The organism is Polynucleobacter sp. UB-Siik-W21 (assembly GCF_018687415.1).
Classification (GTDB): Bacteria; Pseudomonadota; Gammaproteobacteria; order Burkholderiales; family Burkholderiaceae; genus Polynucleobacter.
The window spans coordinates 21,787-43,251 of sequence record NZ_CP061289.1; the positions used below are offsets into that span (position 1 = coordinate 21,787).

The following is a 21,465-nucleotide window of genomic DNA, read 5'->3' on the forward strand; positions in this document are numbered from 1 at the left end:
AGGAGTAAGTAATGCAACTCAACCCTTCCGAGATCAGCGAGCTGATCAAAAGCCGAATTAGCGAAATGGGCGTTGACACCCAGTCTCGCAATGAAGGTACTGTCATTTCAGTGACCGACGGTATTTGCCGCGTTCATGGCTTGTCAGGTGTTATGCAAGGCGAAATGTTGGAGTTCCCTAACAACACTATCGGCCTCGCCTTGAACCTTGAGCGTGATTCTGTTGGTGCTGTAGTGTTGGGTGAATACACCCACATTAAAGAAGGCGACCCCGTTAAATGTACGGGCCGCATTTTAGAAGTTCCCGTTGGCCCAGAGTTGCTCGGGCGCGTTGTTAACGCACTTGGTCAACCCATTGATGGTAAAGGCCCAATTAATACCAAGTTAACTGACTTTATTGAAAAAGTTGCTCCTGGCGTGATCGCACGTCAATCTGTTAGCCAGCCAGTACAAACGGGTTTGAAAGCGATTGACGCGATGGTTCCTATTGGCCGTGGTCAACGTGAGTTGATCATTGGCGACCGTCAAACTGGTAAGACAGCGGTTGCAGTTGACGCGATCATTAATCAAAAGGGCAAAGGCGTTTATTGCGTTTACGTTGCGATTGGTCAAAAGGCTTCTACTATTGCTAACGTGGTTCGCAAGCTCACAGAATTGGGCGCGATGGATTACACCGTAGTGGTTGCAGCGAGTGCTTCTGAGTCTGCAGCGATGCAATACCTCTCTGCATACGCAGGTTGCACCATGGGTGAATATTTCCGCGATCGTGGCGAAGATGCTTTGATTGTTTACGATGACTTGACCAAGCAAGCGGTTGCTTATCGTCAAATCTCCTTGTTGCTACGTCGCCCACCAGGTCGCGAAGCCTATCCTGGTGACGTGTTCTACCTCCACTCACGCTTGCTCGAGCGCGCTGCTCGTGTAAACGCTGAGTATGTTGAGAAGTTCACCAACGGCGCAGTAAAAGGTAAAACCGGTTCTTTGACTGCATTGCCAATTATTGAAACTCAAGCTGGTGACGTTTCTGCATTCGTTCCAACCAACGTGATTTCCATTACTGACGGTCAGATCTTCTTGGAAACTGACTTGTTCAACGCTGGTGTGCGTCCTGCGATTAACGCCGGTATTTCGGTTTCCCGCGTTGGTGGTGCAGCACAAACTAAAGTCATTAAGAAATTGTCTGGCGGTATTCGTACCGACTTAGCGCAATACCGTGAATTGGCAGCGTTTGCTCAGTTCGCCTCAGATCTTGACGAAGCAACCCGCAAGCAGCTCGAGCGCGGTCGTCGTGTTACTGAATTGTGTAAGCAGGCTCAATATAAGCCGCTTCAAGTTTGGGAAATGGCTGCTTCACTCTATGCCGTGAACAATGGTTTCTTTGACGATATCGAAGTGAAGAATGTATTGCCGTTTGAAAAGGGCTTACAAGACCATTTGAAATCTAAATATGCAGATTTAGTTGGCCGCATCGAAGAAACTAAAGATTTGAGCAAAGAAGACGAAGCCGCTTTGCGTGCTGCGATTGAGGATTACAAGCGTTCAGCAGCCTTCTAAGGACGCATAGAGATCATGGCCGGCACAAAAGAGATACGATCAAAGATCAAGAGCGTGCAAAACACGCGCAAGATCACGAAGGCAATGGAAATGGTCGCCGCATCCAAGATGCGTCGCGCCCAGGAGCGCATGCGTAATGCGCGCCCATATGCTGAAAAAATTCGTGAAATTGTGGCCAATCTTTCTAAAGCAAATCCTGAGTACCGCCCTGCTTACATGGCGACTCGTGAAGTAAAGAAGGTTGGCACGATCTTGGTTACAACAGACAAAGGTTTATGCGGTGGTTTGAATACCAACGTACTGCGTTTGATTGCTAACCAAGTTCGCGAGTTGCAAGATAAAAATGTTGGTATTGAGTACACCGCGATTGGTTCAAAAGGCCTGCAATTTTTGAATCGTTCAAAAGCGAAACTCATTTCTCAAACAATCCAAATTGGTGACACACCGCATTTAGATGTTTTGATTGGCGCAATTACTGCCCAGTTAGAGGCGTTTGAGAGAGGTGAGATTGATGCGGTCTATTTGGCATATACCCGCTTTGTAAATGCAATGAAACAAGAGCCTGTTTTAGAGAAGCTTTTGCCTTTAGAGCCAGCTGCTTTGACTCCTGAAGATAAAGCAGGCCCCTCTTGGGATTACATCTATGAGCCTGACGCTGAGTCCATCTTAAATGGCCTGTTGAAGCGTTACGTTGAAGCAATGATTTACCAAGCCGTTGCTGAAAACATGGCTTCTGAGCAATCTGCACGCATGGTCTCAATGAAGGCCGCTTCAGATAATGCGAAGAACGTGATTGGCGAATTGCAATTGGATTACAACAAAACACGACAAGCTGCCATTACCAAAGAGTTGTCAGAAATTGTTGGTGGAGCGGCTGCTGTTTAAGCGGTCAGCGTTTAGGAATACGAAAGAATTTAGGAATTAAGAGCGGAGAAAGCGATGAGTAACGGAAATATCGTGCAATGTATCGGTCCAGTGGTGGACATTCAGTTCCCACGCGACAAAATGCCAAACATTTATGATGCGTTGACATTAGTTGAAAGCGGTGAAAAATCATTTGCTGAAAAAGGTTTGACCTTTGAAGTTCAGCAACAAATCGGTGACGGCGTAGTTCGCGCGATTGCCATGGGTGCAAGCGATGGCTTGCGTCGTGGCATGGAAGTGAAATCTACTGGTAAGCCAATTTCTGTTCCAGTTGGCCCAGCAACACTTGGCCGCATTATGGATGTATTGGGTCGCCCAATTGATGATGCAGGCCCAATTGCTACTGAAGAGCGTCGTGCTATTCACCAGCCAGCACCAAAGTTTGATGAACTCTCCCCTTCCGTTGACCTGCTCGAAACCGGCATCAAGGTGATCGACTTGGTTTGCCCATTCGCTAAAGGCGGTAAGGTTGGCTTGTTCGGCGGTGCGGGTGTTGGTAAGACCGTCAACATGATGGAATTGATTAACAACATTGCTAAACAACACTCAGGTTTGTCAGTATTTGCTGGTGTTGGTGAGCGTACTCGTGAAGGTAATGACTTCTATCACGAGATGAAAGAATCTAACGTTATCGATAAAGTAGCGATGGTGTTTGGTCAGATGAATGAGCCTCCAGGTAACCGTTTGCGCGTTGCGTTGACAGGTTTGACCATGGCTGAAGCATTCCGTGACGAAGGCCGTGATATTTTGTTCTTCGTTGACAACATCTACCGTTACACATTGGCTGGTACTGAAGTTTCTGCTTTGCTTGGTCGTATGCCTTCTGCTGTGGGTTACCAGCCTACATTGGCTGAAGAGATGGGTAAATTGCAAGAGCGTATTACCTCTACGAAGACAGGTTCTGTTACTTCCATTCAGGCTGTTTACGTTCCTGCGGATGACTTGACTGATCCGTCACCAGCGACAACCTTCTTGCACTTAGACTCTACTGTTGTGTTGTCACGTGATATTGCGGCTTTGGGTATTTATCCAGCGGTTGACCCACTTGACTCTACCAGCCGTCAGCTCGACCCACAAGTGGTTGGTCAAGAGCACTATGAAGTAGCTCGCTCGGTTCAGATGACATTACAACGCTACAAAGAGTTGCGTGACATTATTGCGATTTTGGGTATGGACGAATTGTCTCCCGAAGACAAGTTGGCCGTGGCTCGTGCTCGTAAGATTCAACGTTTCTTGTCCCAGCCTTTCCACGTTGCTGAGGTGTTCACTGGTTCACCAGGTAAATACGTTCCATTGAAAGAAACCATCCGTGGCTTCAAGATGATCGTCAGTGGTGAGTTGGATCACTTGCCAGAGCAAGCGTTCTACATGGTGGGTTCAATTGATGAAGCCATCGAGAAAGCCAAGAAGCTTTAATCGATTTCATCCAGGGAAATTATGTCAACCATACGCGTCGATGTAGTAAGTGCTGAGCACTCTATTTTTAGCGGGGAAGCCAAATTTGTTGCGCTTCCTGGCGAAACTGGTGAGCTCGGCATTTTGCACGGCCACACTCCTTTGATCACACGTATTCGTCCAGGTTCAGTTCGTATTGAAAAAGCCGATGGTGACGAAGAGTTCATTTTCGTGGCGGGTGGCTATTTAGAGGTTCAGCCAGACCACGTGACCGTATTAGCAGATACTGCTATTCGAGGTCATGATCTTGATGAAGCCAAAGCGCTCGAAGCTAAGAAGCGTGCTGAAGAAGCCATGCAAAACCGTGGCACCGATTTTGATTTGGCTTTGGCTCAGTCCGAGTTCGCTATGGCCGCTGCACAGTTGGCTGCTATCGCCCGCTTCCGTCGTAAAAAGTAAGCGCTGGTTATCCCCTTGCTGTTAAACGACCGTTTTTTAAAAGCCTGCTTGGGTGAAGCGGTTGATCAAACACCGCTTTGGCTCATGCGCCAAGCTGGGCGATACCTTCCTGAATACAACGCTACACGGGCTAAGGCGGGAAGTTTTTTAGGGCTTGCAAAAAATCCTGCATACGCGACTGAGGTAACACTTCAGCCCTTAGATCGCTATCCATTAGATGCAGCCATTTTATTCTCTGATATTTTGACTGTCCCAGATGCTATGGGATTGGGATTGAAATTTACTGCTGGTGAGGGCCCGAGCTTTGATCACCCGCTTCGCACTGAAGAAGCGGTTAAGAAATTACGCGTAGCAGATATGGGTGAGCTCAAGTACGTATTTGATGCCGTCTCTGAGATCCGTAAAGCTTTGATCCAGAATGGCAAACAACGTGTTCCTTTGATTGGCTTCTCAGGAAGCCCATGGACATTAGCTTGCTACATGATTGATGGTTCAAGTTCAGATGATTTCCGTCATGCCAAGACGATGATGTTTAGTCGCCCTGATTTGTTGCAGCATGTTCTAGATATCAATGCACAATCGGTTGCCGCTTATCTCACTGAGCAATTAAAAGCGGGTGCACAGGCGTTGATGATTTTTGATACTTGGGGTGGAATGCTGCCAGATGGTTGGTATCAAAAAATGTCTTTGGCCTCGATGCAAAAAGTGATTGCATTGTTGCCGCGTGAGCATGAAGGTAGAAAAATTCCAGTGATCATGTTTACAAAAGGCGGCGGTATCTGGTTAAACGATATGGCACAAGTTGGCGCCGATGTTATTGCCATTGACTGGACCATGTCTCTCAGTCGCGCACGTAAACAGTTGCTGTCTTTAAATAAGCCTTTGGCATTACAAGGTAATCTGGATCCTCTGATTTTGTTCTCAGAGCCTGAGCAGATCGCTCAGCAGGCAAGTGCATTACTAGATGATTTGGCGAGTGCTCCAACTCTCAAGCCAGGCCTCCATCCATTGGATGGACATGTATTTAATCTGGGTCACGGGATCTCTCAATTTACCCCGCCAGAAAGCGTAACTGCTTTAACAGAAACCGTTATTCAGCACTCCAGGGCTCTTAGATCAAAGCAATAATCCATAGTATTTGCTAACTTTCAGTATTTTTAGGCAAAAGTTATGCACAATTTTGGTCATAATTCAAAATTCAGTGAGATTCCGATTAAAGATGAACTTTAACTTTCGGAAGTTATTATAAGTTATTGATTTATATGATTATCTGGCTATTGGGCTGAAAATGAGTGCTAGCACAGATTGCTGGTAAATTAGCTTATAAATCATCATTCTTGGATGATATCCACAGACTTATCCACAAGCAAAATAGAAAAAAGAAGTAAATGCCCTTACCCATTGTGGTTCAAGTAGTTGTCGATAAGCCCTTGGCCCAGGGTTTTGATTATTTGTGGAATAAAGAGGTGCTGGGGGCCGACCCAGAGATTGGCCATATTGTTGAGGTTCCTTTTGGGCGCTCAACTTTGGTTGGCGTGGTGATAAAAGTTAGTACTCACTCTGATTTTGATAAATTAAAGGGTGTAACTAAGCTATCCCCATTGCCGCTGCTAGATCCAGCCGCACTCAGACTAATGAATTTTGCTAGCCACTATTACATTCATGGACTCGGGGAAACCATCATTCCAGCAGTTCCACAGATGTGGAAAAAGCCAGCAGATTGGGAAAAAATACCTGCAAAGTTAATGCTAGGCGAAACAAAGAAAAAGAAAAAAGAAGAGCCCAAACCAAGCGAGGGTTACATCAGTGAAGCGCAGTTAAATGAAGCTCAAGAGTTAGCCTTAAAAGATTTGCGAGCCAGTGCCATTGTGCAAGAATTTAAAGTGGCCCTACTTCAAGGTCAAACTGGTAGCGGAAAGACCGCTGTGTTTTTAAATTGGCTAAAAACCATTCTTCAGAATGACAATTCTCAAGCATTAATTTTGGTTCCAGAGATTAACTTAACGCCACAGTTAGAGCGCAGGGTGCGCGCTTATTTTCCGGATAAGAAAATGGTAGTGCTCCATAGTGGCGTGAGCGAAAAAAAACGTGGCATTGCTTGGTATGAAGCGCTTACTGGAAAAGCGCAAATCATTTTGGGTACAAGATTGGCGGTATTAACTCCATTACCGAATCTACGTGCAATTGTGGTTGATGAAGAGCATGACCCATCTTTTAAGCAACAAGATGGAATTCGTTACTCGGCTAGAGATTTGGCCGTTTGGCGTGCACACGATTTAAAGATTCCGATATTGCTTTCTTCAGCTACGCCCTCACTTGAAACTTGGATGGCAGCTAAATCAGGACGCTATCAGTATCTGCGCTTAGACCAACGAGCACAGGGCGCGAGCCTACCAAAAGTGCATTTAATTAATACGCGAGATCCACAGAATCAGTTTAGCCCTGGAGATATTGATAGGCCCACAGCAAAAATTTCATTGAGTAAGCCCTTGGTAAATGCAATGAATAAAAATTTGCAAGATAAAAAGCAAAGCCTAGTATTGATTAATCGAAGAGGCTATGCACCGGTGTTGAGCTGTAGCGCGTGCTCATGGTTATCGAAGTGTCAGCAGTGCAGTTCATATATGGTGATGCATAAGGCAGGTGCTTTAGGTCGTAAGCCAGTGTTAAGTTGCCACCACTGTGGCTTGGTTAAGCCCATTCCTAGTCATTGTCCTGATTGTGGTAATGCCGATTTAAAAACGCTGGGCCAAGGTACCCAAAAGTTAGAGGATGCTATTGAAGAGGTCTGGCCTAAGGCAAGAGTTCTTCGGGTGGATACAGACTCTAGTCGCAAGAGCAAAGGTGCGGAGGAGCTGTTTCAAGAAATTCATGATGGGAATGTAGACATCGTAGTTGGCACTCAAATGATTGCTAAAGGACATGACTACCAAAACATTGGCATGGTTGCAGTGCTAGATGCGGATAGCCGTTTGTTCTCCCAAGATTTTCGAGCAGCAGAAAGACTATTTGCACAGCTCGTTCAGGTGGCGGGCAGAGCTGGAAGGGCTAACAAAGATGGAGAGCAGAGTGGTGATATTTATATCGAAACCCAATTTCCGGAAGCGGCAGTATTTCAGTATTTGTTATGGCATGATATTGATGGATTTCTATCTCACATTGCTAGCGAGCGAGATGAGGCTAAATTACCGCCCTTCTCTTATCAGGGCTTGGTCCACGCTGAAGCCAGGAGTTTGGATAAGGCAATTGGGTTTTTGAGTTCTATAAAAGCACGCTTAAGAGATCAGGGCCTGATTACACAGGGTCTCCGGGTCTACGACCCCGTTCCCAAAAGCATTATGCGGGTCGCTGGAAATGAGCGTGCTCAGCTGGTCATCGAGTCCGATGATCGTAGGCAACTGCAGGATGTTCTAGAGGCAATCGATCGCGATTTGCGAGATAGCTCTCAAGGACGCATTAGCAAACTTGAGCGCATTCGTTGGTTGATTGAGCGTGACCCAATCTCAATCTAATATTTACGCTCCAGGGCCTGAGCTGTATTTTTCTAAACTCATGAGTTGATTGAATTCTGAAATAAGACTGTCGTCTGAGCTCGCTTTGATTTTGAATAACCAAACTGCATACGGTTTTTCATTGACAAGCTCGGGAAAGGCTTCGACTTCCGCATTGAGCTCAACAATTTCACCGCTCACTGGCGCATGAATATCGCTCGCTGCTTTGACAGACTCGATTACCGCAATGGCTTCGCCCTGCTTGACTAGTTGACCAATCTTAGGCGCTTGAAAGAACATTACATCTCCCAAGGCTTCTTGAGCATGATTGCTAATCCCAACCCACACTAGGCCATCACTTTCCATATCGGCCCACTCATGAGTTTCTGCAAATTTAAATCTATCTTGGCTGTTCATGTTTTATCCTTTGAGAATATTTTATGCGTAGTCCCATAAACTAGCTTTGATTGAAAAATTCACATATGCCAATTAAATTAGGAATTGTCCCAGTTACTCCGTTTGAGCAAAACTGCTCGATTCTGATCTGTCAGGAGACTGGGGATGCTGCCGTGGTTGATCCAGGTGGTGATATTGAAAAGATTCTTGATGGTGTTCAACAAATGGGCGGCAATGTAAAAAAGATTTTGTTGACCCATGGACATTTAGATCACTGCGCCTGTGCTAAAGATTTGGCTGATCAGTTGGGCGTTCCCATTGAAGGCCCCCAGGAGGATGAACGTTTTTGGATTGAGCAGTTGCCTGAGCAGACTGTGCGTTTTGGTTTTGGTCATGCAAAAGTATTTGAGCCAAATCGTTGGCTCAATGATGGCGATCATGTTCAAGTTGGCAATGTTAATTTAGAAGTATTGCATTGCCCTGGACATACGCCGGGCCACGTTGTCTTTTTTGACAAAGAAGATCGTCTAGCCATCGTGGGTGATGTTCTGTTTGCAGGTTCAATTGGCAGAACAGATTTTCCGCGCGGCAATCATGCCGACTTGATCAGCGCAATTAAAACAAAACTTTTGCCGCTTGGGGATGATGTGCAGTTTGTACCCGGACATGGGCCCATGTCTACATTTGGACAAGAACGCAAAACTAACCCCTATGTTGGGGATGGCACTTAAAACAGTAAAACGAAAAAATTAGGCTTTTGCTGAACCGGTACGGTGGGTACGGTTATAGAGGCAGCTAGCGCAAATCCAGCGTTGCTTACGATTGCTAGTCGGAATCCATGTGCCACCCTCAAGTCGTTTTTCGCGACTGCAAGAAGAGCAAAACTTGAGGCTCTGGGAAGAATCTTGGGTAACTGCTGGAGTCGAGGTAGTCATGGGCAATCCGGGTAAGGCAAATCTTTGTACAGAGATCTATTTTACCCGTTTTGTCCTGCTGGTATTGGGGTTAAGACAACCCGGACAGAATCGGCTGTCTTGTTACCGTCAAAATCCAGCCAAGCCTTGTTTTCAAAGTCGTAGAGCTTGCACTTGCGAGCGGTATCAAAATACCAGCCCCAAGAGAACTTTTGAACAAAAATACGCTCTGGAAGGATGGTTTCAAGGGTTTTTTGGGCCTCTGTGAGGCGATAGAGGGGCACGCTCATGTCTACGTGATGGGCAGTGTGCTCCATGATATGGTGCATTAAAGCACCCCAAATCCAGTTAAAAGTCAGGTGAACTGTAGTTGACACAAAAGGCTGGGCGCGGAGCCATTCAGATTTTTTGTCATACCAAGAGACTGAAGGGTGGGTGTGGTGAACATAGACCACAAATCCAATCATGCCATTCCAGAATAAGAATGGCACTGCAAAACCAGTCACTAAACCCACCAAAATGGATTGATCGGTAGCGATTGCGCCGGCAATGAGACAGCCAATCCAGACTATTCCGAAGGCGCTTACGAGCAAATTATCTTTAAGGAAAATGGGGCGATCGCCAGGTTTGTTCTGTGCATTGGGGAAGTATTCACGTCTCCACCAAATTTCAATAAGGCAGTAGAAAACAGGACCCCAACCACTGCGATACAGGCGCTCTAGAGCTTTCCGTCCAGGGGACAGTGCGTCATATTCTGCTTTTGATAACGGTGCCCAAACAAAGTCAAAACCCTTCAAATTGGTTTGGCCGTGGTGCACTACGTTATGGCCAACATCCCAAAGGCTATATGGAGTCAGGGATGGCAAGAATGCAATGCGACCCAACACCTTATTGAGCTCACGACTCGGTGTGAAGCTTTGATGGCATGCATCGTGACCCAAAATAAAAATGCGACCGGTTACAAAACCAGCAACCACCCCAAAAATGATTTTGAGCAGAACGTTCTCAACGAAAATCGTCCCAGCGATACAGCTGAGCCATAAAAAAGCATCGATCATGAGCAACATGATCGCGCGCCCAGTTTCACCTTGTGCCATTGGAATTAACCAACTCCGAATAATCTTTCGGTGTGGCAAGGGCGCCTCAGGATGCAAAGGATTTGTCAGAGAGGGCTCTGAAAGGGCTGAATTTAGATGTTTAGACACGATAAGAATCAATAATTTAGACCCAAATGATAGCGGTTTTCATAGTTTTGCGCATGATATAGGTCAAATACCCCTTCTGTTTTGGCGCGCCCGGCAGGAATCGAACCTGCGACCCTTGGCTTCGGAGGCCAATACTCTATCCACTGAGCTACGGGCGCCAGGAAAACTGGCTACCCCGCTATTGTAAGTGCCTCTATCCTTGCTCTCTAGTTATAATCACCGCAAATCAACCCTACAACGCATTAAAAGATAAATTCTTATGAGCAACGAGCACGGAAACCTTATTAAGTCCCCAAAACAACTCATCATCGTGGTGTTTGCAAGCTTTTTTGTGCCCTTGATTATTATTTTGTTGTTGATGGTATTTGTGAACAACGGTAAGCGCGGCGATTCTTCTAGCACCTCCGAAGCGCTTATTAAGCCGGTGGCCCAGTTGAATGTGCAAGAGGCCAGCAGCACACCGGCCCCTAATGCCAAATAAAATTTTTTAGTATTCGAGAAAGCTGGCTATATGCCAGCTTTTTTATTGCCCTGAATTGCTATCTTTCGCGTCAAGTGCAATTTGATAGGCATCTTTTTTTGTTAAGCCCAACACTTGTGAAAGTACTGCTGCGATCTCTTTGCTGCCAAGATATGGGTTTAATGCGTTTGCCCAACGCATTAGAGAGGCATGCTCTGGAGCCTCGTCAGCATTGGCGTGGCGCCCTGCAATCAGAATGATGAATTCTCCTTTAAGGCTCTCAGCATTTTCAATCCAAGATTCAATTTCTTGGGCCTGAATGGAAACAAGTTGCTCAAATTTTTTAGTGAGCTCACGGCAAATAAAAACTTGGCGCTCTTTTTCTAATGACCCGGCAAGAAACAGAAGGGTTTCACGAATATTGTGCGGTGACTCAAAGAAGATGCTCGTTTTTTTACTGCTGCAAATATCGTGCAAAAGCGCATCGCGCTCTTTAGTTTTATGTGGCCAAAAACCCAAGAATTGAAATTGACCATCGGAGTTGAGCATGACAGACCCCGATGCAGATATGGCGCAGGATACCGAACTGGCACCAGGAATCGGAATGACACGAAAGCCCGCTTTTTGCACTTCGTCTACAAGTCGAGCGCCAGGATCTGAAACCCCGGGAGTCCCAGCATCCGAAATATAAGCCCAGCGCTCATCGTTGGCTAGGTGTTGAATCACTGTTTGGGCGCCGCCAAGCTCATTGTGCGCATGTAAGGCCAAACATTTTTTATGAATGCCAAATTGCTGCAGTAGTGCGGCACTATGTCTAGTGTCTTCACAAGCGATGCCATCTACTGAATTTAGGACGTGAAGTGCGCGTAAGGTAATGTCACCTAAATTGCCAATCGGCGTAGCAATCATATACAAGGCCCCAGCAGGTAAATCCTGTTGCTTTAAAAAATCCAATGAGCCTAGTTCCATAGGGATATTGTCTGCTGAAGGTTAATCAATAAGCAAGAGAATACGTTGCTTTTGAGTTAAGCTGATTGCATCAGAATTTAGGCTTGCTTTGGCGCATAATATTGCTATGGATAAAGACACTATTGAACGTTTGCGCAAGCGCGCCTCTCAACATTTTTTAGACAGCATTGCGGTAAAGCAAGAGGCTGAAAAAATTCTTCCAGAGTCTGTGGCACATGGTGTGCAGGCGATGGTCGATTGTTTGAAGGCTGGCGGTAAAGTGATGGCTTGTGGCAATGGTGGCTCGGCAGCAGATGCACAACACTTTGCCGCTGAGTTGATGGGTCGATTTGAAAGAGAGCGCCAAGAGTTGGCTGCAGTTGCACTGACAACGGATACCTCGATCCTGACTGCGATTGGCAATGATTACAGCTATGACGAAGTCTTCAGCAAGCAAGTGCGTGGCCTTGGAAAAAAAGGCGACATTCTCTTGGGAATTTCGACGTCTGGTAACTCTAAGAACGTAATTAAAGCAATCGAAGCTGCAAAAAAAATTGGGATCAAAATTATTGCGCTTACTGGCAATGGCGGTGGAAAGATTGCGGCACTACTGGATAAGGATGATATTCATTTATGTGCGCCCTCAACTCGTACTGCGAGAATTCAAGAAACTCACTTAGTTTTACTGCATAGCCTGTGTGATGGCGTTGATCATATTTTGCTCGATTAATTTTTTTAAACACGCTAAAGAAATGCATATGCAAATTCAATCTTTCAGAAAATTAGTCATTGCTGTAGTAATGACATCTCAATTATCTGCATGCGGAGTTTTGGCTGTAGGTGGCGTTGCTGCGGGTGCAAGCGTCATGGCTGATCGTCGTACTCCAGGAGTGCAAGCAATTGATAATGGTATTGAGTTGGAGGCGAATGCTGCGCTTGGCAAAAAGTTTGGTGATAACGCACACATTAACGTGGCCTCATTCAATCAAAAAGTATTGCTGACAGGCGAAGTAAAAGATGCTGGTATCAAAAGCGAAGCAGGCGCATATGTAAAGGCGATGAAGAACGCGCGCACCGTTTTTAATGAATTGATCATTGGCTCTAACAGCACATATACAGCACGTGCTAACGATTCTTATCTTGAGTCGAAAATAAAAACCCAGATGATCTTTACAGATCAATTGCCATCAAACTCTATGTCGATTATTGCCGAGGGATCAAGCGTCTATCTGATGGGCATCTTGACACAGAACGAAGCTGACTTAGCAAAAAAAGTAGCTAGCAATACAAATGGTGTGAAAGATGTTTATGTTTACTTTGACTTAATTTCTGTAGAAGAAAAAAATCGTCTAGAAAAGCAAGGCAAGGCCGATCAAACAACGCCAAACAGCCCACCAAAATTCCAGTAATTTTTTTGGGTTAGTGATGTCCGCAATGCGAGCAATTGTAAAAATAGTTTTTATATTTACAGCGCTTGCTTATTTCATTCCCCATGTGCATGCAGACAGCGAGGATCAAAAAGCATTTACGCTTGCAAAGCAAAATGCTTGCTTAGGTTGTCATGCTCTTGACAGAAAAATAGTGGGACCAAGCTTCCAATCCGTTGCGCAAAAATATAAAAGCAATCCCAATGCGCAAGCATTTTTGAAAAATAAAATCGCTAAAGGTGGTTCAGGCTCTTGGGGGGTTGTGCCTATGCCCGCGAATTCAAAGTTAAATGAAGCGGATTTATCTTTACTGGTTAGCTGGATATTGCGGGGTACACCGAGTCAAAATTGATGTGAGAATTCAGCGCGCATCAATCTGTTTAGCTTAGCGTGCGTGACGAGGTCTTCCTAAGAACCACCACCAAGCTTGATTCGCCAACTTCAAGTTTTCTTTTAGGGCGTAATCAAAGTCCGCCCACTGTTCATTAGCGGCCTCCTCAACAATCGTCCCAGAGTTTGCCGGTGGCAGTTTGAGATACGCATCAGCATCACCGTAGGCATATTCAACTGTCATGCCAGCTTTTTGAGCTAGATGCATCATTGCTTTGTTGTTAGCTAGGCAGTGAACATAAAGCGTTTGAATATTGCTATTGCGTGAGTGCACTGCAGAGCGTTGCAGCAGAGCGGTTCCAAGCCCCTGCGCCCTTCCCTCTGGCAATACGGATACGCCAAATTCAGCGGCGTGAGCTTGCCCTTTGATTTCAGGCAAATACGCTAGATGCGCCATGCCAATGAGCCTTAAATCATGGTCAAAGACGCCAAAAACAGCATCTCGCTTGAAATTAAGGCTCTCAACATAGTGATGAATAACTTCATCAGGGGTCTGGGTGCCAAAACGTAAGCGACGATCTTCAGCGCCCAACTGCAATAGATGGTTCAGAATTTCTGACCTGTGGCCTGCATGAAGCTCTCGAACTGGCACGGCCTTCCCTGCCATATAAGGCTGGGTAGATAAGTGATCGTTTGCTAAGTTATTATTGTGCATAGCAACATTTTAGCAGAAAAGCAGGAAAAATTAAGGGTTTTCCCTAGGGTGTGGACTATCTGCAAATAAGTATCAAAAATCTAGGTTTAGCGCCCTTCCTTTTTACGCAAAAGCTCTAAAAAGAGGAAATATCTAAAAAAAGTTGAAAAATTTTTCAAAATTTATCCCATTGATTTCATTGGTTTTATTTGAAAAGTCAGAAAAATCTTCGTCTTTTATAGGTAAAAGAGTGGGAAAGGTGTTGACAACCCTATTCGGGTATGTCATAGTCTCGCTTCTTCGCTGAATGTTTTTGAAAAACGATTCAGCCCTCTTTAAAAATTAGTCAACCGATAATTGTGGGTACTAGGCGAAAGCATCCAGTCCTTCGGGACAGATGTAAACAAATAGTACTCATAGACAGTAAAAAGATTTGGTTTTATTACCAAGTCAATTTCTTGAATGAGTGCGACGATCCGCAAGGATCACAGGAATTGAACTGAAGAGTTTGATCCTGGCTCAGATTGAACGCTGGCGGCATGCCTTACACATGCAAGTCGAACGGCAGCACGGGTGCTTGCACCTGGTGGCGAGTGGCGAACGGGTGAGTAATACATCGGAACGTACCTTATCGTGGGGGATAACGCAGCGAAAGCTGTGCTAATACCGCATACGCCCTGAGGGGGAAAGCGGGGGATCGAAAGACCTCGCGCGATTAGAGCGGCCGATGCCTGATTAGCTTGTTGGTGGGGTAAAAGCCCACCAAGGCGACGATCAGTAGCTGGTCTGAGAGGACGATCAGCCACACTGGGACTGAGACACGGCCCAGACTCCTACGGGAGGCAGCAGTGGGGAATTTTGGACAATGGGGGCAACCCTGATCCAGCAATGCCGCGTGAGTGAAGAAGGCCTTCGGGTTGTAAAGCTCTTTTGTCAGGGAAGAAACACCGGCTCTAACACAGTCCGGGAATGACGGTACCTGAAGAATAAGCACCGGCTAACTACGTGCCAGCAGCCGCGGTAATACGTAGGGTGCGAGCGTTAATCGGAATTACTGGGCGTAAAGCGTGCGCAGGCGGTTATACAAGACAGGCGTGAAATCCCCGGGCTTAACCTGGGAATGGCGCCTGTGACTGTATAGCTAGAGTGTGTCAGAGGGGGGTAGAATTCCACGTGTAGCAGTGAAATGCGTAGATATGTGGAGGAATACCAATGGCGAAGGCAGCCCCCTGGGATAACACTGACGCTCATGCACGAAAGCGTGGGGAGCAAACAGGATTAGATACCCTGGTAGTCCACGCCCTAAACGATGCTGACTAGTTGTTCGGGATTTACATCCTGAGTAACGTAGCTAACGCGTGAAGTCAGCCGCCTGGGGAGTACGGTCGCAAGATTAAAACTCAAAGGAATTGACGGGGACCCGCACAAGCGGTGGATGATGTGGATTAATTCGATGCAACGCGAAAAACCTTACCTACCCTTGACATGTCACTAACGAAGTAGAGATACATTAGGTGCTCGTAAGAGAAAGTGAACACAGGTGCTGCATGGCTGTCGTCAGCTCGTGTCGTGAGATGTTGGGTTAAGTCCCGCAACGAGCGCAACCCTTGTCTTTAGTTGCTACGCAAGAGCACTCTAAAGAGACTGCCGGTGACAAACCGGAGGAAGGTGGGGATGACGTCAAGTCCTCATGGCCCTTATGGGTAGGGCTTCACACGTCATACAATGGTGCATACAGAGGGTTGCCAACCCGCGAGGGGGAGCTAATCTCAGAAAATGCATCGTAGTCCGGATCGTAGTCTGCAACTCGACTACGTGAAGCTGGAATCGCTAGTAATCGCGGATCAGAATGTCGCGGTGAATACGTTCCCGGGTCTTGTACACACCGCCCGTCATACCATGGGAGTGGGTTTTGCCAGAAGCCGTTAGCCTAACCGCAAGGGGGGCGACTGCCACGGCAGGGTTCATGACTGGGGTAAAGTCGTAACAAGGTAGCCGTATCGGAAGGTGCGGCTGGATCACCTCCTTTCTAGAGAAAAGATGCTGGAGCTATAGTGCCCACACTTATCGGTTGACAATAAAAGCCACGGGTCTGTAGCTCAGCTGGTTAGAGCACTGTGTTGATAACGCAGGGGTCGTAGGTTCAAGTCCTACCAGACCCACCAATCAGCGTTGATATGGACTTAGTGGACGTTGGGGGATTAGCTCAGCTGGGAGAGCACCTGCTTTGCAAGCAGGGGGTCGTCGGTTCGATCCCGTCATCCTCCACCAACATCTAAATGTCAAAACTAAGCGAATACTGAATCGTTTAGTTTTGCCATTTATGGCTGTTCTTTAAAAATTTGAGTAAGCAAAGTGTCAAATGTTTCTTTGAGAGGACATTTGACAATGTAATAAGGGTAAAGATTGAATCATCAATCAGTAATATCAAACGAGTTTTACAAAGTTCTTAACAAGTACTTACAGTTTGGATTACGGCAAACATGTCAGAAGTAGAAGTAAAACCTGTAACAGGTACTAGCAATGGTGCTCGTTATAGGATCAAGTGAATAAGTGCACATGATGGATGCCTTGGCGATTACAGGCGACGAAAGACGTTATAACCTGCGATAAGCCCCGGGGAGCTGGTAAATAAGCTTTGATCCGGGGATTTCTGAATGGGGAAACCCACCACTTTTGTGGTATCCATACCTGAATACATAGGGTATGAGAAGCGAACCTTGTGAACTGAAACATCTAAGTAGCAAGAGGAAAAGACATCAACCGAGATTCCCAAAGTAGTGGCGAGCGAAATGGGAAGAGCCTTCTAGTGATAGCTCAGTAATTAACAGAATGGAATGGAAAGTCCAACAATAAAGGGTGATAGTCCCGTATGTGAAAATTATTGAGTGGTACTAGGCTAGAGACAAGTAGGGCGGGACACGAGAAATCCTGTCTGAATATGGGGGGACCATCCTCCAAGGCTAAATACTCGTAATCGACCGATAGTGAACAAGTACCGTGAGGGAAAGGCGAAAAGAACCCCGGGAGGGGAGTGAAATAGATCCTGAAATTGTGTGCATACAAACAGTAGGAGCCTCGTAAGGGGTGACTGCGTACCTTTTGTATAATGGGTCAGCGACTTACATTCAGTAGCAAGCTTAACCGAATAGGGAAGGCGTAGCGAAAGCGAGTCCGAATAGGGCGCTAGTTGCTGGGTGTAGACCCGAAACCAGTTGATCTATCCATGGCCAGGTTGAAGGTGCGGTAACACGTACTGGAGGACCGAACCCACTAACGTTGAAAAGTTAGGGGATGAGCTGTGGATAGGGGTGAAAGGCTAAACAAAACTGGAAATAGCTGGTTCTCTCCGAAAACTATTTAGGTAGTGCCTCGTGTATCACTGTAGGGGGTAGAGCACTGTCATGGTAGTGGGGTCCATTGCGGATTACTGCGCCATAGCAAACTCCGAATACCTACAAGTGCAAGCACGGGAGACAGACATCGGGTGCTAACGTCCGGTGTCAAGAGGGAAACAACCCAGACCGCCAGCTAAGGTCCCTAATATATGCTAAGTGGGAAACGAAGTGGGAAGGCTAAAACAGTCAGGAGGTTGGCTTAGAAGCAGCCATCCTTTAAAGAAAGCGTAATAGCTCACTGATCGAGTCGTCCTGCGCGGAAGATGTAACGGGGCTAAGCATATAACCGAAGCTGCGGATCACAGCAATGTGATGGTAGGAGAGCGTTCTGTAAGCCTGTGAAGGTGTCTTGTAAAGGATGCTGGAGGTATCAGAAGTGCGAATGCTGACATGAGTAGCGATAAAGGGGGTGAAAAGCCCCCTCGCCGTAAGCCCAAGGTTTCCTGTTCAACGTTCATCGGAACAGGGTGAGTCGGCCCCTAAGGCGAGGCAGAGATGCGTAGCTGATGGGAACAAGGTTAATATTCCTTGACCATTGTTAGATGCGATGGGGGGACGGATCGCGGAAAGTTGTCCGGGTGTTGGATGTCCCGGTTCTTGCGTTGGAGATGGCTATTAGGTAAATCCGGTAGCGTAATTCAAGGGCGTGAGACGAGCGAATTTATTCGCGAAGCAATTGGAAGTGGTTCCAAGAAAAGCCTCTAAGCTTCAGTCTAACAAGACCGTACCGCAAACCGACACAGGTGGGCGAGATGAGTATTCTAAGGCGCTTGAGAGAACTCAGGAGAAGGAACTCGGCAAATTTGCACCGTAACTTCGGGATAAGGTGCGCCCTTGTAGTTTGACCGTGAACAACGGAAGGACGAAAGGGTTGCAATAAAAAGGTGGCTGCGACTGTTTAATAAAAACACAGCACTCTGCAAACACGAAAGTGGACGTATAGGGTGTGACGCCTGCCCGGTGCTGGAAGATTAAATGATGGGGTGCAAGCTCTTGATTGAAGTCCCAGTAAACGGCGGCCGTAACTATAACGGTCCTAAGGTAGCGAAATTCCTTGTCGGGTAAGTTCCGACCTGCACGAATGGCGTAACGATGGCCACACTGTCTCCTCCTGAGACTCAGCGAAGTTGAAATGTTTGTGATGATGCAATCTACCCGTGGCTAGACGGAAAGACCCCATGAACCTTTACTGTAGCTTTGCATTGGACTTTGAATCGGTCTGTGTAGGATAGGTGGGAGGCGTTGATAACAGGATGCTAGTTCTGTTGGAGCCAACCTTGAAATACCACCCTGATTTATTTGAGGTTCTAACCTTGGCCCGTTATCCGGGTCGGGAACAGTGCATGGTAGGCAGTTTGACTGGGGCGGTCTCCTCCCAAAGTGTAACGGAGGAGTACGAAGGTACGCTTGGTACGGTCGGACATCGTACCTAAAGTGCAATGGCAAAAGCGTGCTTAACTGCGAGACCGACAAGTCGAGCAGGTGCGAAAGCAGGTCATAGTGATCCGGTGGTTCTGTATGGAAGGGCCATCGCTCAACGGATAAAAGGTACTCTGGGGATAACAGGCTGATACCGCCCAAGAGTTCATATCGACGGCGGTGTTTGGCACCTCGATGTCGGCTCATCTCATCCTGGGGCTGTAGCCGGTCCCAAGGGTATGGCTGTTCGCCATTTAAAGAGGTACGTGAGCTGGGTTTAAAACGTCGTGAGACAGTTTGGTCCCTATCTGCCATGGGCGTTGGAGATTTGACGGGGGCTGCTCCTAGTACGAGAGGACCGGAGTGGACATTCCGCTGGTGTACCTGTTGTTTCGCCAGAAGCATCGCAGGGTAGCTATGAATGGAAGAGATAACCGCTGAAAGCATCTAAGCGGGAAACTTGCCTGAAGATGAGATCTCCCGTAGGTTTAACCTACATAAAGGGTCGTTGAAGACCACAACGTTGATAGGTCGGGTGTGGAAGTGCAGTAATGCATTAAGCTAACCGATACTAATTGCCCGTTAGGCTTGATCCTATAACCAGCACTATTGTGTTGGATGTTTGCCAGATTTAATCTGCATCCTTATTACATGCTTACTCAAATAGAGTTGTTGATTTATCAGCAGCTCAACCCTCTACGCCCGGTGACCATAGCGAATTGGAACCACTCCTTCCCATCCCGAACAGGACAGTGAAACGATTCTACGCCGATGATAGTGCGGATTACCCGTGTGAAAGTAGGTAACTGCCGGGCACCAATGCGACGCCCAGACCCCTTTAGGTCTGGGCGTTTTTACTTGTGCAAAGCGTTAGAGAGATTGACAGATACTCCGTTTGGAGTCAGAATATTGGGTTCGCGGAGGGGTGTCCGAGCGGCTAAAGGAGGCAGACTGTAAATCTGTTGGCTATGCCTACGTAGGTTCGAATCCTACCCCCTCCACCAGATGTGCGGGATTAGTTTAATGGTAAAACAGCAGATTTCCAATCTTCGGTCAAGAGTTCGATTCTCTTATCCCGCTCCAGATTTGTTGTATTAGATTTCGCCCATGTGGCTCAGTGGTAGAGCACTCCCTTGGTAAGGGAGAGGTCGGCAGTTCGATCCTGCCCATGGGCACCATGTTTGATTTATTAATTGTGTATTTGGTGTTTGGTTTAAGAGTTAACTAAAGGCAGAACAAAAATGGCAAAAGAAAAATTCGAGCGGACAAAACCGCACGTAAACGTAGGCACTATCGGTCACGTTGACCACGGTAAAACGACCTTGACAGCAGCAATTGCAACCGTGCTCTCAAAAGCATTTGGTGGCGAAGCAAAAGCTTACGATCAGATCGATGCTGCTCCTGAAGAAAAAGCCCGTGGTATTACGATTAATACTGCGCACGTTGAGTATGAGACAGCTAATCGTCACTACGCTCACGTTGACTGCCCAGGACATGCTGACTACGTTAAGAACATGATTACAGGCGCTGCTCAGATGGACGGCGCTATTTTAGTTTGCTCTGCAGCTGATGGCCCAATGCCACAAACGCGTGAGCACATCCTCTTGGCACGCCAAGTGGGCGTTCCTTACATCGTGGTGTTCTTAAACAAGTGCGACATGGTTGATGATGCTGAATTGTTAGAACTCGTAGAAATGGAAGTGCGTGAACTTCTGTCTAAATATGACTTCCCAGGCGATGACACACCGATCATCCAAGGTTCAGCTAAGTTAGCCTTAGAAGGCGACGAAGGCCCATTGGGTAAAGAAGCCATCATGAAATTGGCTGAAGCCCTTGATACTTACATCCCAACTCCAGAGCGTGCCATTGACGGCGCCTTCTTGATGCCAGTAGAAGACGTGTTCTCTATCTCCGGTCGCGGTACTGTAGTGACTGGTCGTATTGAGCGCGGTATCGTTAAAGTTGGCGAAGAGATTGAAATCGTTGGTATCAAACCAACTCTCAAAACTACTTGTACTGGTGTTGAAATGTTCCGCAAATTGCTCGACCAAGGTCAAGCAGGCGATAACGTGGGTATCTTGTTACGCGGTACAAAACGTGAAGAAGTTGAGCGCGGCCAAGTATTGGCTAAGCCAGGTTCAATCACCCCACATACTCACTTTACAGCCGAGGTTTACATCTTGGGTAAAGATGAAGGTGGCCGTCATACACCATTCTTTAATAACTATCGTCCTCAGTTTTACTTCCGCACAACGGACGTAACTGGTTCTATTGAGTTGCCAAAAGACAAAGAAATGGTCATGCCTGGTGATAACGTCACGATTACCGTCAAACTCATCGCCCCTATCGCGATGGAAGAAGGTTTACGTTTTGCGATCCGTGAAGGTGGCCGTACTGTTGGCGCTGGTGTAGTTGCAAAGATTTTGGCTTAAGTAGTTTTGGTAATGAGTTT

At 46.7% G+C, this 21,465-nt stretch carries 17 protein-coding genes, 6 tRNA genes and 3 rRNA genes; 20 read left to right on the forward strand and 6 right to left on the reverse strand.

Features of this window, described 5'->3' with window-relative positions; all coding sequences use genetic code 11:
- Positions 1 to 11: 11 nt before the first annotated feature.
- The 6 genes from atpA to priA all read left to right on the forward strand — a co-directional run bounded on the left by atpA (position 12) and on the right by priA (position 7,843).
- A complete protein-coding gene (atpA, locus tag C2756_RS00120) occupies positions 12 to 1,553 on the forward strand; it encodes a F0F1 ATP synthase subunit alpha (RefSeq protein WP_215296082.1) in 1,542 nt (513 codons plus the stop codon).
- Between the two features lie 15 nt (positions 1,554 to 1,568).
- Positions 1,569 to 2,438: a F0F1 ATP synthase subunit gamma gene (gene atpG, locus C2756_RS00125; RefSeq protein ID WP_215296083.1), complete on the forward strand. Its 870-nt coding sequence runs from the start codon at positions 1,569 to 1,571 to the stop codon at positions 2,436 to 2,438.
- Between the two features lie 54 nt (positions 2,439 to 2,492).
- Complete coding sequence (gene atpD, locus C2756_RS00130; protein WP_112202554.1) at positions 2,493 to 3,893, forward strand: F0F1 ATP synthase subunit beta; 1,401 nt, start codon at positions 2,493 to 2,495, stop codon at positions 3,891 to 3,893.
- A 21-nt stretch (positions 3,894 to 3,914) separates the two neighbouring features.
- A complete protein-coding gene (locus C2756_RS00135) occupies positions 3,915 to 4,331 on the forward strand; it encodes a F0F1 ATP synthase subunit epsilon (protein ID WP_215319449.1) in 417 nt (138 codons plus the stop codon).
- A 9-nt stretch (positions 4,332 to 4,340) separates the two neighbouring features.
- Positions 4,341 to 5,459: a uroporphyrinogen decarboxylase gene (gene hemE / locus C2756_RS00140; protein WP_371817104.1), complete on the forward strand. Its 1,119-nt coding sequence runs from the start codon at positions 4,341 to 4,343 to the stop codon at positions 5,457 to 5,459.
- A gap of 260 nt (positions 5,460 to 5,719) precedes the next feature.
- Positions 5,720 to 7,843, forward strand: a complete 2,124-nt coding sequence (gene priA / locus C2756_RS00145) for a primosomal protein N' (protein ID WP_215319452.1) — start codon at positions 5,720 to 5,722, stop codon at positions 7,841 to 7,843.
- Positions 7,844 to 7,846: 3 nt separating this feature from the next.
- On the opposite strand, the gene gcvH is transcribed toward priA, so the two are convergent.
- Complete coding sequence (gene gcvH / locus C2756_RS00150; protein ID WP_215319453.1) at positions 7,847 to 8,239, reverse strand: glycine cleavage system protein GcvH; 393 nt, start codon at positions 8,237 to 8,239, stop codon at positions 7,847 to 7,849.
- A 65-nt stretch (positions 8,240 to 8,304) separates the two neighbouring features.
- On the opposite strand from gcvH, the gene C2756_RS00155 reads away from it, so the two are divergent.
- Positions 8,305 to 8,949, forward strand: coding sequence for an MBL fold metallo-hydrolase (locus tag C2756_RS00155; protein ID WP_371817086.1), 645 nt, complete (start codon positions 8,305 to 8,307; stop codon positions 8,947 to 8,949).
- 18 nt (positions 8,950 to 8,967) lie between these two features.
- On the opposite strand, the gene C2756_RS00160 is transcribed toward C2756_RS00155, so the two are convergent.
- The 3 genes from C2756_RS00160 to C2756_RS00170 form a co-directional block, all read right to left on the reverse strand.
- Positions 8,968 to 9,153: a hypothetical protein gene (locus C2756_RS00160; protein WP_215296088.1), complete on the reverse strand. Its 186-nt coding sequence runs from the start codon at positions 9,151 to 9,153 to the stop codon at positions 8,968 to 8,970.
- A gap of 41 nt (positions 9,154 to 9,194) precedes the next feature.
- A complete protein-coding gene (locus C2756_RS00165) occupies positions 9,195 to 10,337 on the reverse strand; it encodes a fatty acid desaturase (RefSeq protein ID WP_251372072.1) in 1,143 nt (380 codons plus the stop codon).
- A gap of 82 nt (positions 10,338 to 10,419) precedes the next feature.
- Positions 10,420 to 10,495 (reverse strand) — tRNA-Arg (locus C2756_RS00170).
- Between the two features lie 101 nt (positions 10,496 to 10,596).
- Between C2756_RS00170 and C2756_RS00175 the strand changes: the two genes are divergently transcribed.
- Positions 10,597 to 10,818 (forward strand): hypothetical protein, encoded by a 222-nt coding sequence (locus tag C2756_RS00175; protein ID WP_251370013.1) that lies wholly within the window; start codon positions 10,597 to 10,599, stop codon positions 10,816 to 10,818.
- Positions 10,819 to 10,860: 42 nt separating this feature from the next.
- On the opposite strand, the gene rsmI is transcribed toward C2756_RS00175, so the two are convergent.
- On the reverse strand, positions 10,861 to 11,766 hold the full coding sequence (gene rsmI, locus C2756_RS00180; RefSeq protein ID WP_215319456.1) for a 16S rRNA (cytidine(1402)-2'-O)-methyltransferase: 906 nt from the start codon (positions 11,764 to 11,766) through the stop codon (positions 10,861 to 10,863).
- A 106-nt stretch (positions 11,767 to 11,872) separates the two neighbouring features.
- Between rsmI and C2756_RS00185 the strand changes: the two genes are divergently transcribed.
- The 3 genes from C2756_RS00185 to C2756_RS00195 are packed head-to-tail and all read left to right on the forward strand — an operon-like array spanning position 11,873 to position 13,524.
- Positions 11,873 to 12,475: a phosphoheptose isomerase gene (locus C2756_RS00185; RefSeq protein ID WP_215296090.1), complete on the forward strand. Its 603-nt coding sequence runs from the start codon at positions 11,873 to 11,875 to the stop codon at positions 12,473 to 12,475.
- A 28-nt stretch (positions 12,476 to 12,503) separates the two neighbouring features.
- Positions 12,504 to 13,154, forward strand: a complete 651-nt coding sequence (locus C2756_RS00190; RefSeq protein WP_215319458.1) for a BON domain-containing protein — start codon at positions 12,504 to 12,506, stop codon at positions 13,152 to 13,154.
- 16 nt (positions 13,155 to 13,170) lie between these two features.
- On the forward strand, positions 13,171 to 13,524 hold the full coding sequence (locus C2756_RS00195; protein ID WP_215319460.1) for a c-type cytochrome: 354 nt from the start codon (positions 13,171 to 13,173) through the stop codon (positions 13,522 to 13,524).
- A gap of 33 nt (positions 13,525 to 13,557) precedes the next feature.
- Here C2756_RS00195 and C2756_RS00200 read toward each other — a convergent pair whose 3' ends face one another.
- On the reverse strand, positions 13,558 to 14,217 hold the full coding sequence (locus C2756_RS00200) for a GNAT family N-acetyltransferase (protein WP_215296092.1): 660 nt from the start codon (positions 14,215 to 14,217) through the stop codon (positions 13,558 to 13,560).
- A 475-nt stretch (positions 14,218 to 14,692) separates the two neighbouring features.
- Between C2756_RS00200 and C2756_RS00205 the strand changes: the two genes are divergently transcribed.
- The 9 genes from C2756_RS00205 (at position 14,693) to tuf (ending at position 21,445) form a co-directional block, all read left to right on the forward strand.
- A 16S ribosomal RNA gene (locus C2756_RS00205) occupies positions 14,693 to 16,225 on the forward strand.
- A 59-nt stretch (positions 16,226 to 16,284) separates the two neighbouring features.
- Positions 16,285 to 16,361, forward strand: a tRNA-Ile gene (locus C2756_RS00210).
- A 30-nt stretch (positions 16,362 to 16,391) separates the two neighbouring features.
- A tRNA-Ala gene (locus tag C2756_RS00215) sits at positions 16,392 to 16,467 on the forward strand.
- A 268-nt stretch (positions 16,468 to 16,735) separates the two neighbouring features.
- Positions 16,736 to 19,609 (forward strand): 23S ribosomal RNA (locus tag C2756_RS00220).
- A gap of 105 nt (positions 19,610 to 19,714) precedes the next feature.
- Positions 19,715 to 19,828 (forward strand): 5S ribosomal RNA (gene rrf / locus C2756_RS00225).
- Together the 16S, 23S and 5S rRNA genes with 5 tRNA genes alongside form the textbook arrangement of a ribosomal RNA operon.
- A 104-nt stretch (positions 19,829 to 19,932) precedes the next feature.
- Positions 19,933 to 20,017, forward strand: a tRNA-Tyr gene (locus C2756_RS00230).
- Positions 20,018 to 20,022: 5 nt separating this feature from the next.
- Positions 20,023 to 20,096, forward strand: a tRNA-Gly gene (locus C2756_RS00235).
- 20 nt (positions 20,097 to 20,116) lie between these two features.
- Positions 20,117 to 20,191, forward strand: a tRNA-Thr gene (locus tag C2756_RS00240).
- 63 nt (positions 20,192 to 20,254) lie between these two features.
- The gene (gene tuf / locus C2756_RS00245; RefSeq protein WP_215296093.1) at positions 20,255 to 21,445 is read left to right on the forward strand and encodes an elongation factor Tu; all 1,191 of its coding nucleotides are present in this window, start codon (positions 20,255 to 20,257) and stop codon (positions 21,443 to 21,445) included.
- The last annotated feature ends 20 nt before the right edge of the window (positions 21,446 to 21,465 follow it).

Excerpts from the sequence above, each read along its gene's own strand:
- gcvH (WP_215319453.1), bottom strand. The coding sequence starts at position 8,239 with ATGAACAGCCAAGATAGATTTAAATTTGCAGAAACTCATGAGTGGGCC.
- C2756_RS00155 (WP_371817086.1), top strand. The coding sequence starts at position 8,305 with ATGCCAATTAAATTAGGAATTGTCCCAGTTACTCCGTTTGAGCAAAAC.
- C2756_RS00200 (WP_215296092.1), bottom strand. The coding sequence starts at position 14,217 with ATGCACAATAATAACTTAGCAAACGATCACTTATCTACCCAGCCTTAT.
- C2756_RS00185 (WP_215296090.1), top strand. The coding sequence starts at position 11,873 with ATGGATAAAGACACTATTGAACGTTTGCGCAAGCGCGCCTCTCAACAT.
- tuf (WP_215296093.1), top strand. The coding sequence starts at position 20,255 with ATGGCAAAAGAAAAATTCGAGCGGACAAAACCGCACGTAAACGTAGGC.
- C2756_RS00195 (WP_215319460.1), top strand. The coding sequence starts at position 13,171 with ATGTCCGCAATGCGAGCAATTGTAAAAATAGTTTTTATATTTACAGCG.
- atpD (WP_112202554.1), top strand. The coding sequence starts at position 2,493 with ATGAGTAACGGAAATATCGTGCAATGTATCGGTCCAGTGGTGGACATT.
- atpA (WP_215296082.1), top strand. The coding sequence starts at position 12 with ATGCAACTCAACCCTTCCGAGATCAGCGAGCTGATCAAAAGCCGAATT.
- atpG (WP_215296083.1), top strand. The coding sequence starts at position 1,569 with ATGGCCGGCACAAAAGAGATACGATCAAAGATCAAGAGCGTGCAAAAC.
- priA (WP_215319452.1), top strand. The coding sequence starts at position 5,720 with ATGCCCTTACCCATTGTGGTTCAAGTAGTTGTCGATAAGCCCTTGGCC.
- C2756_RS00190 (WP_215319458.1), top strand. The coding sequence starts at position 12,504 with ATGCAAATTCAATCTTTCAGAAAATTAGTCATTGCTGTAGTAATGACA.
- rsmI (WP_215319456.1), bottom strand. The coding sequence starts at position 11,766 with ATGGAACTAGGCTCATTGGATTTTTTAAAGCAACAGGATTTACCTGCT.
- C2756_RS00135 (WP_215319449.1), top strand. The coding sequence starts at position 3,915 with ATGTCAACCATACGCGTCGATGTAGTAAGTGCTGAGCACTCTATTTTT.
- C2756_RS00160 (WP_215296088.1), bottom strand. The coding sequence starts at position 9,153 with ATGACTACCTCGACTCCAGCAGTTACCCAAGATTCTTCCCAGAGCCTC.
- C2756_RS00175 (WP_251370013.1), top strand. The coding sequence starts at position 10,597 with ATGAGCAACGAGCACGGAAACCTTATTAAGTCCCCAAAACAACTCATC.